We start from the raw sequence: 11,659 nt of genomic DNA, 5'->3' as shown, positions 1-11,659 counted from the left end.
CAGCAGATGCAGTAAACTCAATGCCATTCGCGTTACCTGATGCGGTAATGGTGACGGTACCGACTGCAACACCCGTTGCGATCCCCGTATCGGTATCGATAGTTGCAATATTGGTGTCGCTACTGCTCCAAGACAATGCACTATCAGTGGTCACATCAACTACAGTGTTATCACTCATCTTAGCTAACGCTTTGTATTTCAGCTCTAATCCTGCCGGGCTTTGTGCTACGGCTGGCGTAACCTGTAAGCTCACAACAGTGGTTTCATCTGGTCCAGCTACCAACCCTTTATCATCGCTGCCGCATCCAGTAAGGCTTAACACGGTTATCAGGAACAGTGAAAAAAACTGTATTATCCGTTTCATTGTGATTCTCCAGTATTAAGGTGTGCTTTAGACTTAAACTCAACCTCTGTTTTTCTGTTTACAGTTCTTCCCTCTACTGTGTCATTACTCACTTTTGGCCTTAGTTCTCCGTTACCTCTGACAGTAATACGTGCGGCATCAATGCCTTCTGAAATGAAGTGTTCACCAACGGCTTGAGCACGCTTTTCTGATAGGGTTTGGTTATATCCCATGGGACCTTTACTATCAGCATTACCTGTAATCACCACTGTCCCTTGAGTTTGTTTCGCTTTTTCAATTAAAGGTGGTAATTCATGCGAGTTATCATGGAACGATGTAGAATCAAAATCAGAGTCCAATAAAACACGTGTTACAGTAGAAGGGATTACAAAGGGAACAGCACTTGGTGCTATTACAGCAGGTATACTTTTAGCTCTAGCTACAGAGCCAAAACGGTACGTTAGACCTATCGAACCGAAGTAAGCGTCAGAAGATGCGCGATTATCATTTGCGCCATCAATGAATTGATATTCTGCTCGAACTGATAAGCGCTCCGTCAACTTATAATCAAGCCCTACAGCTGTTGTTAGACCCCAACCTGATGGTTTAGAGTCACCAGTCCATGACGTTTCTCTATCAATATATTGATATGTACCACCTAATCGACCGTATAGTGTAACTCGGTCTGTTAGCCCATATGAAAACTTAGCGCTTAAGTCTGTGCCAGACATATTTGCTTTAGTGTAGCCGCCTTGATAAAGCGCCGATATAGTGCCGTAATTGGTTACGCCGCCTTCTAAAGCAAACCAATCATTAAATTGATAACCGCCATATAGACCATACCCCATAGAGTTATCATCGCAGTCGATAGCGTTTTTAGCGCAGGCTCCTTGAAATTCAGAAAAGCCACCTCTAGCGCCTAAGTACCAATGTGGCACTTCGACAGGTACAAAGGTGTTAGTGTTCGGGTCTGTAGTTAAATCTGAATTAGCAGCAAATACCGGAATTATTGGCAATATGCTGACTAATAACACTCCAGTTCCAATTATTTTCATTACAACTCTCCCCATAAGAGCTTACAGTTTGAACTGTCATAGATATGTTGAATCAATATATCTGTGACAAATCTTATGTCTTTAATCTATAAAATCACGGCAGAATAACAAGTTAATAACTGCTTAAGCTATAAGTTGGGCTGATAACCGTAAGGCTACAAACTTATGAATCGGGCAGTTTTTAAACTGAACCCTGCAGCAATTCGGGAAAAGAAAAATAATATGCTTAATTTGCTGACTTATTTGCATTGTCGATTTTGTGATCTATGTAAGCTATTTGGGTAGAGGTATTATTTACCGAATTAATAATCTCTCTCATTACCATAAGGAATTGTTATATGGTCAGTTATTTAGCTTAACTAGTTGGCTCAGGTCTCAACTTAAGCCATTTCATGCTATAGCCAGCTTACCTCTTACCAGCCTTGATAGTTTTCGAGTAGCCTCTTTAGAATGTCCTTCTGAGTATCATCGAGTTGCATGCACATGTCGCCAAATTGCGGGTAGCGGAAACCGCGAGCAAGCTCATCTCGATCATACTTGTTAGAAAGGTCTATCTTTGTGAATTCAAGATTTTCGCTCTTATCAGCAAGGCTTTGTGACATCATTAGCTCCGTCGTGTGTCGCGTGTTGTAGCAACTTGCCAAGGCGTAGCTCAAAAGCTTGTCTGCAGAGCCTTTGCTGTTCAATATGAGCTTTCTAATATCAATGTCGATTTCATAAATATCTTGAACTTGGTTAAGGTTTTTTCTGTGTGGAGCGAGAGTGTAACCACGCCCTAAATAAATCAGGCAGTCTTTGACGGCATGTAAAAACTTAACTTGTTTAGGGGAGTCTTCTCTAACAGGTAAAAGTCGAGCAACTAGCATGTCTGTCAGGTCTTCTTCCGTATTCTTCGAACCTGGGATCGTAACTCTTGCATATTTAGTTGTTCCAGCTTCAACCCACCAAAAACCAGTATAACTATCGTCACTAGAGTAAAGACCAAACTCTGTATGTTCGATTCCAAACGTTGACTTTACAAGCTGAGGCAGTGCTTCGTTGAAGCTTTGCACGTTATGAATACCGTTACCCCAACAAATGCATTTCATGGCCTCTGCATGGCTTAGGGATTGTTCCTTTTCAAGCTCTTTTGCATTGTCTTTTGCTTGCTCAAGCGTTAAGCCTGTTGCAAAAATAAGTACATTCTCAACTAAAGAAAATTTAGTTAAGTGGTATGTCGTTTCAAGTCTACCCTCAGCTTTGAGATAAGGGGGCTTTACTGCAGTGTTAATTTTGCTGTTCATAATAGTGTCCAGACACTTGCGAGCGTCACTTACAAATCGATTTAGGCAAGCGTAAAAGTAACTACCGCACATATTGTGATGACGGCAGAAGAGTTAATAAGTAAAAGTGTTTGTTGTTTCGGCTTAATAGAGCCACGGTCACTAACCGTTGTTATGTACGATTTGCCTTATTCACACCGATGCAAAATGCAATTGATGCCTGTCTATTAACCTAATTTTTATCCGTGTTGCTTAATCTAGAGAGAGCTTAAAGCGCCCAAGAAAGCGAGCCTAATGGCTCGCAAGTTGTTGCTATAAACTGTCCTCTAACTTTTGTGTCCAATGTTGCTCAGCTATATCGAAGTAAATTTCCGGAGGTAATCCAAAAATCGCCTCAAATTCATCATCAAATAAGCCGCAGAAGCTTTGTATTTCTTCTTTGAGTAGCAGTAACACCATGTACATATCCAAATCCTCCAGATATTGACTATCAAGCTCTGGATGTTCTTCTTGTATCGATTTGCTGACGCTCATACCTAAAATCCTCCCTGCAGAATCTCTATGTTGATAGATGTATCGACTAAAGCTCAATTCGATATCATCGTCTTGTGTTACTTGGTGGCCTGCAAGTAACAAAATAGTACTGTGGTCGCTCCAGGGCGACTTTGATTGCCTTTGATACTCTCTGATAAAAGGTGACTTCTTATCGCTCATAGTGGTTCCTAATTGACTAATGATTTGTCCTCATCAGTAGTTAGGATTGCCGCATGCGAATTATTGAAGTGTTGGCGAAAAAAAGTTATTACCTGTTCTTGTTGTATTAGCGATATTTGTTTTTTGGTTAGATGTTTCCTTAGTGAAAACTCCAAGAAATTCACCTCAGTTTCCAATCTATATTGGTCTCGTTCAGCATACCGCAGCTCTTCTGTAAGGCTGTTCGATACCTCGTTAAGTAACCTAACCAGTGCGTTTAGCTGGCTCACAAAACTTGCTTGCATCGCCTCTCTCCTATTGTCTTTGCTATTCAAGAGATAGGTAGGAAGTCGAAATGCGAATTTTAAGTAACTACTGCATATGCGATGAAGAGCCATGGACTTTAGTCGCCATATTAAGAGCATGAAGTTTTGGTGTTGTGTGGTATGCCTATTGCCGAATGTATGCCGAATAACTTTGAAGTTTAAATGAGTAAAGCTAAGGTGTTTTCTAAACCGGATAAGTGTTTTCTGGCCGCTAACATTCAGGGCTCTTTTATTTGTAATATTTGTGAATAACCATTGGATTGAAGTTGTTTGAAGGCAAGAGTGCTCTAGCCACTCATAGAGTTTAGCGGGGAGTTGCTTAACTATGACCCAGGGAGGTCTTTTTCCTGACAGGTTAACAGTCATACGACCTAGAAATAAGCTGGAAACATTGGGATCGTTCTCTTTAAAAGTCAGCTTTAGCATTGAAAGCAACATACTCATGATTAGTATCTGTAACATTGGTCTAGTCTCATTTAGATAAGATTGAAGTTGATGCGTAGATGGTGACAAAGAAATCTTTCAAAAATAAATCTGGGTTAAGCTGTAATTGTGGATTTTGATAGGAATTCGACTGAATTATCGTTGGTAACAACAAGATAAACAACGGCTTAGGAACGATGTGTTTTTATTTTTTTGAATAATTTACCTTGGCATTCTTAAAGTGTTAATCTTAATTAATTCATGTTGTTAGCGTTCATCGGAGTCAATGAAGTTTGATGACAATTAACAAGCTTGTAATCTTCAGAAGTTGCTAACGAGGCATAAGATTACCCAAATTAATTATCAGAGCAGGGCGATCACATGATTCACTTGAAGAGCTCGCACTCTGGTAATTTCAGGGGAGAAAGAAACAGCGAAGAAACTCTTGTTTGAAGTGTAAACTTTTAACACGTTAACTAAATATTGGGTCGGCTGAAGCGGCTAAGTTCAGTAACAACTTCAAACACAGAAATGCCCCAAAGCTTGTTAGCACTGCTGAATCACTCGGTTCTCCAAGGTGGGGGTTGACTTACTTATTCTAATCCTATTACCTAAAGGAAAAGCTTTGTAATATGGTCTGAATTTTGAAAGCAGATAGTCAAATATTTCCCCATCACATGGGGTTACTCTATGGGGCTTCTGGGGGCCTATCGCTATTTGGTTTATACTCTCGATACTTTATAGTGAATCTATCATCCTCAGAAAGGTATGCTTCCTTTAATGTAACCTTCGGTTCATGAATTGGCCGTTGTACATTAATGGCCGCTACTATTGTTTGAACCAGTCGTTTCTTATCTTTAGGGAATTTATACCCCATCGTAATGCTGCTTACTCTAGCGTTTATCATTTTCCTATCATGGTTCGGAAAGTCGAATACCTCGTAACTAATTTTGTCACTCTGGTTCGTAAACAATCGGACTTCGTCCTCATATGACCACTCTTTATTTTTTGTCAGAAGGTACTGATTAAAAAGGTACTTGTTTTCTTCTTTTTTTCGTTTAACTTCATCCGAGTAAATAACTTTATCTATTCCAACGCCATTAGGTAAGTCTCCACCAAACCAATATTCGACCATTATTCCTTGGTGTTCTTGCGCATAATGAGACCACATCAACATGGAATTATCATTGTTGGAAAAACAACAAATACGATAGTTGTCACCGATATTTAGATTTGAACTAATACTTGTTTTGGTAGACATCTCAATAGGGTCATTTAGCTGGCTTTTGCTAGCCAAATAGAAGTATTGGTTCGTTAATGAATCAACAGTATTAATGTTAAATGGAGAGTATTTGAAAAGATGGTTTATGTTTTTCGCAGTGAATAATCTCCACTCAAACGAGTCGATAAGTGCAATGTTGAAGTCATCACTCAGCTTCGATATTTCGTTTTCTTTCAGGTCTATCTCAGAGTCTCTTGCTGCGCAGTTGAGGTAATTACTGATAATAGTGTGGTTTAATTCACCTGAGTCATACATCAAGTTAAGAGCTACTCTGTAATGCTTAATAGCCTGCTTTAAATCCCCCTCTTTCTCAGAGTAAACCCCTAATAAGTTTTGAGATGTCATTGAGGGAAGAGCATCTTTCTCATATTTCTCAATAGCCCTGAGAACAAAGCCCAACTCGTTACAATCTATAGCATTTGCTGCCAATTCAATTAGTTCATCTTTTTCAATACCACCGTGCTCAAATAATTTTTTTAGTTCTATAAATCGGTGGTTAGAAACTTGCTTGTTCCACTTGACTGTTATGTCGTCTAGTTCCTTCTTTAATTCATCGTATAGAAAGTATTTAGTAACTTCGGGTTGCTCAATTAATTTTATAGTTTTTTGGAAATCAGCGTCATTTCTTGCTGCCCACTTTATTGGGCGAATAGACTCAAGTCGGATGTTTAGTCCAGCTATTTGCTTTTTTATTCTAACAGCAAAGTATAGTGCCTTTTCTTCTTCCGTTAACTTCGTCAAGTTTTTTTCAATCTGATTTAAAGTTTCGCCGTCAAGTGGTAACCCAAGGTGAGCTTGAGAATAAAGATAAAAGAGATGAAATTTGAAGTTATTTGAAAAACTTTTAGAGGGGGTAGAAATTTTTTCGTATTGTTCAATAACGTGTTCAAATAGTCTAGCTTGAAACGCTCTATCTACCAACATAGCACTACTTACCTTAGAGTTCGCTAAGGTGGAACGTTTCAAAAGCTCTTGATAAACTTTATCATGGTCATTGTCTAAAAAACTATCCAACTCAAAATCATAAATTTTAGGAATAACTTCCTCTATTGATAGCAGCCCTTGCTTTATAAACGGAAGAACAGCAATACTACTGAGCTGTTCACCACCCCTGATTAGCTCAATTCCTTTTGAATAATCACCTAGAAAGTAATGAGTTAAGATAAACTGTTCTGTTAGTAAACCTAAATCTTGTTCATCTAAAGTGTCTGCTACTTTTTTAACTATATGCCAATATTCAATTGGTAATTGAGAATACCCCTCAACATCTAAGTATATATTGATTAATTTATGATTTAGCTCTTCAAATCTTTGTGCTGTGTAATCTAAGTATATTGCTCGATAAAGAGAGTCTATATTGCGATCTGTACAATATAGTCCCCAATGGGCTTCAGCACTGTCATTGTCTAATTCAATAGCTTTTCTATAGTAACTTGCTGCTATATGATACTTATCAAAAGAGTTATAAATTTCATGTGCTACCTCGCCTAAATACAAGTATGCATGTGCTTCATCTTTGTAACGAGAAACAACTTCGTTAAAGACTCCAGAAGTGTCTTTCCGCTTTAGATCTAAAATAAAATAGTAATAGCCTAGGTGTTTAGGCTTATCTTCATCTAGGTAGCTGTGTGCTAGATCCCCCAAGTAAGAGAATCGCCTATTTTTTATTTTCTCGATGATTGCTTTGTCACTAGCATTAGTCATTACGATTTGAGCCTGTAAATATGAGGAGACGGAAACATTTTGCCTGCTTGTATAGGTTCAAGTCGATGCTCGGCTCACTATCTACCTCTCAGAAATGAATTTTTCTACGTAAGGCAACGGTTTTTTTCCTTTTGATGGTAAAGTTTTACCTTACCCTATCTAATCCGACTTTAACTAAATTATTAAGATCACTAACTTGCTTTTGTCCATTTTTAAGTCAGCGAGTCTGTGCTAACCCACTTATGCCCCAAAAAGGTGCCAGCAACGTCCATTCATCGCAATACTATTTCTAATGATTTGCAAACAAAGTATGTTTTCAGTCAACTAGCCTTTTTATGCTTCAACTTAAATTCAAGTCAGCAATCTCGATATTGGAAAACTACATGTGTTACTGTGTATATTCTCCCTACCGCTTAGTAGGGACTTCTAATCCTTTTCGGTTCGCCTTCGGAACTTTTCAGTCGCCCTCCTAAGCCTTAAATCTAGGCAATCATGTCATTAACACATAACAATCTTAATGTTAACAAAATAAACGTAGTAGAAATAAATGATGCTTCAATAATTTCCAATGCAGATATACCAACTGCAATTATTTATTGCGAAGGCAACTTTGGTAAAATCGACGGTAAAACGGCAAACGGACTTGTTAGACACTCACAAAAATACCAGATATTATCTGTCATCGATAGCACATCTGCTGGCTTAGATTCTGGCCTTGTGCTCGATAACGAAAAAAATAATATCCCAATTTTATTTGATCTGTCAGAAGCAATGACACATGCGGACACGCCCCCTGACTATTTCATTTTTGGTATCGCACCAACAAGTGGCATGTTATCAGATGCAGAAAAAGAACTGATTTTAAAGGCTATGTCATTAAAGATGAACATAGTTAATGGCTTACATGAATTTTTAACCGACGATCCTAAATTTTTAGCCGCTAGTATAAAAAACAATGTTAGCATTTTAGATATCCGAAAACCTAAAAACAAAGACGATTTACAAACATTTAGCGGAAAAATTCATAAGGTTATATGTCCACGTATCGCCGTTTTGGGTACTGATTGTGCAATTGGTAAACGAACAACGGCAACAATATTATCCAAAGCACTTAAAGAGAATGGACTTAACGTTGTTATGATTGCAACTGGGCAAACCGGTATCATGCAAGGAGCACCATATGGCGTTGCTTTGGATGCGGTGCCGTCACAGTTTTGCGCTGGTGAACTAGAAGCGATGATAGTTAAAGCAAATGAGGCAGAGAGTCCAGATATTATCATTATTGAAGGTCAAGGGGCATTGAGTCATCCCGCATTTTCTACCAGTTCATTCATTCTTCGCGGAAGTTGCCCAACAGGTGTTATTTTACAACACGCACCTAAACGCTTATTCCGAACTGATTTTCCTGAAATGGCAATGCCAACAGCAGCTTCTGAAATAAATCTTATTGAAACATTTTCTGAAACAACTGTAATTGGTTTAACGCTTAATCATCAAAACATGCATGTTGATGACATACTTCCTGCAATTGACGAGTATGCGACTCAATTGAATATCCCAGTAACCGATGCGTTATCCCAGCCTACAAAACATCTTGTTGATATGGTTCTGTCAGCTTTCCCTCTTTTAGAGAGAAAAATGATGGTAGAGAAGTGAGCTATCCCAGACTAGAAATCGACAGCAGTAAAATTCAACATAATGCACAAACACTTATTAATCAGTTAGGTTTAAAAGGTATATCGGTAACACCAGTAACCAAAGTATGTTTAGGCCACCCTGTAATTGCACAAATTCTCGTGAATGCTGGAGCTAAAATGCTCGCGGATTCTCGTGTAGAAAATATAAAAAAAATAAAAAATTCAGGCATTATGTCACCTATTATGCTTATACGTTCACCGATGTTAAGCGAGGTTGAACATGTTATTCAATATTGTGATATCAGCCTGAATACCGAATTATCTGTTATTAAAAGCCTTTCCGATGTAGCCAGTAAATTAAACATCATTCACGATATTATCGTCATGGTGGAACTAGGCGATCTACGTGAAGGTGTGATGCCATTAGAACTTATGAATTTCATCGAGAATATTATTCATTTACCGCACATTTCGCTTAAAGGGATCGGTACAAATTTAGCTTGTCGTTACGGAGTATCACCAGACAATGAAAACATGTCTCAGTTATCTGACTTGGCTGATCAAATTGACCATGAGTTTGGCACAAAATTAGAAATTATTTCAGGTGGAAATTCAGCATCAATCAATTGGGCATTTAACATCACAAAACCTTCACGCGTGAATAATCTTCGACTAGGAGAGGCTATCTTCTTAGGTTGCGAGGCACTGTATCAAAAAAAAATAAGAGGATTATTTAGTGATGTGATCACTCTTACAGCCGAAGTTATCGAGTCTAAAATAAAACCTTCTCTGCCTTGGGGGACGAGAGCTGTCAATGCATTTGGGGAAAAACCAGAGGCTAATGATCGGGGAACTGTGTCGCAGGCTATACTTGCACTTGGTAGACAAGACACTAATATTTCAGGAATTACGCCACCAAAAGGAATAAAAATTGTGTCATCTACAAGTGATCATTTAATTATTGAGTCGTCTGAAGAGTCTTTAATTGTGGGTCGAAAAATAAACTTTCAGCTAAATTATAGTTCGCTGTTATTCGCCATGACATCACCATTTGTACACAAATACTTTTTAACACAGCTAGATGAAGCAATGAAATGCAACATTAGCATCACTGACAGTAAAGAGTAATATTTTGAATGCTGAGCATGATTTTTTCACCAGGCTCAACGATGCTATTTTGCTTAACTACGAATCATTTAATCGCTGGGAACGTGCTTTACTTTTTGAAATTCTGAACAAAGTAGTACAGAGAAAGTATATTTCAGAAAAACAAAAGTTATTAGTTATAAAAATATTAGATAAGTAAACTAGTGCTCATATGAGCAAGTAAATTCTAATTAAATATATACTGTGATGCCAAGTAGTAATATAGGCCAAATCCCTTAGACTTTGACCGTTTGTTGTTCGCTAATTTCAGATAAAATTTGATGTTCATGATCTGTTTTAGCGATACATTTTCTAATGCTACCAGTTGATTACTGATTGAAACCGAAACACGGCTCTGTCCATTTTTAAGTCAGCGAGTCTGTGCTAACCCACTTATGCCCCAAACCAAGTTAGAGTAACGCAACATCGCAGTTATCCAAGCGAAGGTTTGACTCAATATTACTAATCTTAGTATCGTGCTCTTAAGTGATTAATATTTGTTCAAGGATGGGGTAATGAATCCACTACAGCTTTCGACATGCTTTTGTACCAAGGAGGTAGACCAATGCAAAAACTTTTATCTGAAGTACTTCTCGGCATCAACAGTATTTGACTGTGGATTGTATGTTACATTGCGAGTTGGTCAAGGAGGGCCAGAAATAAGCATCATCTCGCCTCAAGAGGGAATGACTACTTTTTCGGGTGGCGGTGTAATGCTTAATTTCAAAGTTGAAGATGCTGATGCAGAGTACGCTCGGTTAAATCAAATAGGTCTAGAAATATCGATACCAATAGCAGACCCCCCTTGGGGTGATAGAGGTTTTTCAGTTAGCGACCCAATCGGTAATCTGGTTTACATCTATTCAGACAGAAAACCATCCCAAGAATTTGCTCAGTTTTATAGTAATTGACATCTAGGAATCCCAATTGAATGCACGCTTGGAATAACTCAATAAAGACAGAGCTTGAACCTTTGGCTAATAGTGCAGAAGCGCTACAGATGCAGGCATACATGCGAAATCAGTTTCGATTTTTGGGGCTTAAATCAATACAAAGGAGAAATGTGCTAAAGCCGCTTTTTTCGAAAGAGCAACTCCCTAAGTTAGATGACTTACCTAGCATTGTCAGAGAACTTTGGTTACTTCCTGAGAGAGAGTTTCAACTGGTAGCAATTGACTTGCTCATTAAACGTAAGAAGCAACTACCAGACACTTTCCTAAACGAATTAGAGTGGCTAATTACCACGAAATCATGGTGGGACACGGTTGATTTGCTCGCCTCACACATCACAGCAGCTCTGTTTATTAACTATCCAGAACAAACACAAGAGTACATACGGACTTGGCGTAATTCAGATAATATTTGGCTAAGGCGAACCGCTTTGCTTTATCAACTGAAATTCAAGCAGCAAACGGATGAAACACGATTGTTTGAGATTATCAAAGAGAATCAGGCTAACAATGAGTTCTTTATACAAAAAGCAATTGGCTGGATCTTGCGAGAATTCTCAAAAACGAACGCCAGTGCGGTAGTCTCGTTTATTGAACAGCAAAACATAGAAGGGCTTGCTAAACGTGAAGGATTGAAGTGGGTAAATAAACACAATCACGATTGAATGCTCACGCGTCAGTTTGAAATGACTCACATATGCCCCTTTATCAGTTTCACTACAAAAAGTGTTGAGTAGCAGACGTGAACCTTTGTTAGTAGAAAACCTAATTATGAAAGCTTATGCATAGTCTCATCTTTACACTAGCTGTACATATAAGGCTCTTCGTCGAAGGTGGT

9 protein-coding genes are annotated in these 11,659 nt (G+C 38.4%); 4 read left to right on the top strand and 5 right to left on the bottom strand.

Annotated elements, in window-relative coordinates; all coding sequences use genetic code 11:
• The 5 genes from AB4298_RS13225 to AB4298_RS13205 form a co-directional block, all read right to left on the bottom strand.
• Positions 1-364: Ig-like domain-containing protein (locus AB4298_RS13225; RefSeq protein WP_371987086.1), on the bottom strand; the 364-nt coding region annotated here is incomplete at its 3' end.
• Positions 361-1,398 (bottom strand): outer membrane beta-barrel protein, encoded by a 1,038-nt coding sequence (locus AB4298_RS13220; protein WP_371987085.1) that lies wholly within the window; start codon positions 1,396-1,398, stop codon positions 361-363. The genes AB4298_RS13220 and AB4298_RS13225, both read right to left, overlap by 4 nt.
• A 413-nt stretch (positions 1,399-1,811) precedes the next feature.
• Positions 1,812-2,681, bottom strand: coding sequence for a hypothetical protein (locus AB4298_RS13215; RefSeq protein WP_371987084.1), 870 nt, complete (start codon positions 2,679-2,681; stop codon positions 1,812-1,814).
• A gap of 291 nt (positions 2,682-2,972) precedes the next feature.
• Positions 2,973-3,374 (bottom strand): hypothetical protein, encoded by a 402-nt coding sequence (locus AB4298_RS13210; RefSeq protein WP_371987083.1) that lies wholly within the window; start codon positions 3,372-3,374, stop codon positions 2,973-2,975.
• A gap of 1,416 nt (positions 3,375-4,790) precedes the next feature.
• Positions 4,791-7,088, bottom strand: a complete 2,298-nt coding sequence (locus AB4298_RS13205; protein ID WP_371987082.1) for a DUF2971 domain-containing protein — start codon at positions 7,086-7,088, stop codon at positions 4,791-4,793.
• A gap of 492 nt (positions 7,089-7,580) precedes the next feature.
• Between AB4298_RS13205 and AB4298_RS13200 the strand changes: the two genes are divergently transcribed.
• From AB4298_RS13200 to AB4298_RS13185, 4 genes are all read left to right on the top strand, one after another.
• The gene (locus AB4298_RS13200; RefSeq protein ID WP_371987081.1) at positions 7,581-8,744 is read left to right on the top strand and encodes an N-acetyltransferase DgcN family protein; all 1,164 of its coding nucleotides are present in this window, start codon (positions 7,581-7,583) and stop codon (positions 8,742-8,744) included.
• The gene (locus AB4298_RS13195) at positions 8,741-9,853 is read left to right on the top strand and encodes an alanine/ornithine racemase family PLP-dependent enzyme (RefSeq protein WP_371987079.1); all 1,113 of its coding nucleotides are present in this window, start codon (positions 8,741-8,743) and stop codon (positions 9,851-9,853) included. Before AB4298_RS13200 ends, AB4298_RS13195 begins: the two co-directional genes overlap by 4 nt.
• Positions 9,854-10,386: 533 nt before the next feature.
• Positions 10,387-10,782 carry a VOC family protein gene (locus AB4298_RS13190; RefSeq protein WP_371987078.1) on the top strand — a complete coding sequence of 132 codons (396 nt, stop codon included), beginning with the start codon at positions 10,387-10,389 and terminating at the stop codon, positions 10,780-10,782.
• 20 nt (positions 10,783-10,802) lie between these two features.
• Positions 10,803-11,486: a DNA alkylation repair protein gene (locus AB4298_RS13185; RefSeq protein WP_371987077.1), complete on the top strand. Its 684-nt coding sequence runs from the start codon at positions 10,803-10,805 to the stop codon at positions 11,484-11,486.
• Positions 11,487-11,659 lie beyond the last annotated feature (173 nt).

The organism is Shewanella sp. 10N.261.52.F9 (assembly GCF_041471165.1).
Classification (GTDB): Bacteria; Pseudomonadota; Gammaproteobacteria; order Enterobacterales; family Shewanellaceae; genus Shewanella; species Shewanella marinintestina.
The sequence above is the reverse complement of the archived record's forward strand: the minus strand, read 5'-3'. Positions and strand labels throughout refer to the sequence as shown.

Bases quoted from the DNA above. Each gene is read 5' to 3' on its own strand.
- AB4298_RS13220 (WP_371987085.1), bottom strand. From the start codon at position 1,398: ATGAAAATAATTGGAACTGGAGTGTTATTAGTCAGCATATTGCCAATA.
- AB4298_RS13215 (WP_371987084.1), bottom strand. From the start codon at position 2,681: ATGAACAGCAAAATTAACACTGCAGTAAAGCCCCCTTATCTCAAAGCT.
- AB4298_RS13210 (WP_371987083.1), bottom strand. From the start codon at position 3,374: ATGAGCGATAAGAAGTCACCTTTTATCAGAGAGTATCAAAGGCAATCA.
- AB4298_RS13205 (WP_371987082.1), bottom strand. From the start codon at position 7,088: ATGACTAATGCTAGTGACAAAGCAATCATCGAGAAAATAAAAAATAGG.
- AB4298_RS13200 (WP_371987081.1), top strand. From the start codon at position 7,581: ATGTCATTAACACATAACAATCTTAATGTTAACAAAATAAACGTAGTA.
- AB4298_RS13190 (WP_371987078.1), top strand. From the start codon at position 10,387: ATGAATCCACTACAGCTTTCGACATGCTTTTGTACCAAGGAGGTAGAC.
- AB4298_RS13185 (WP_371987077.1), top strand. From the start codon at position 10,803: ATGCACGCTTGGAATAACTCAATAAAGACAGAGCTTGAACCTTTGGCT.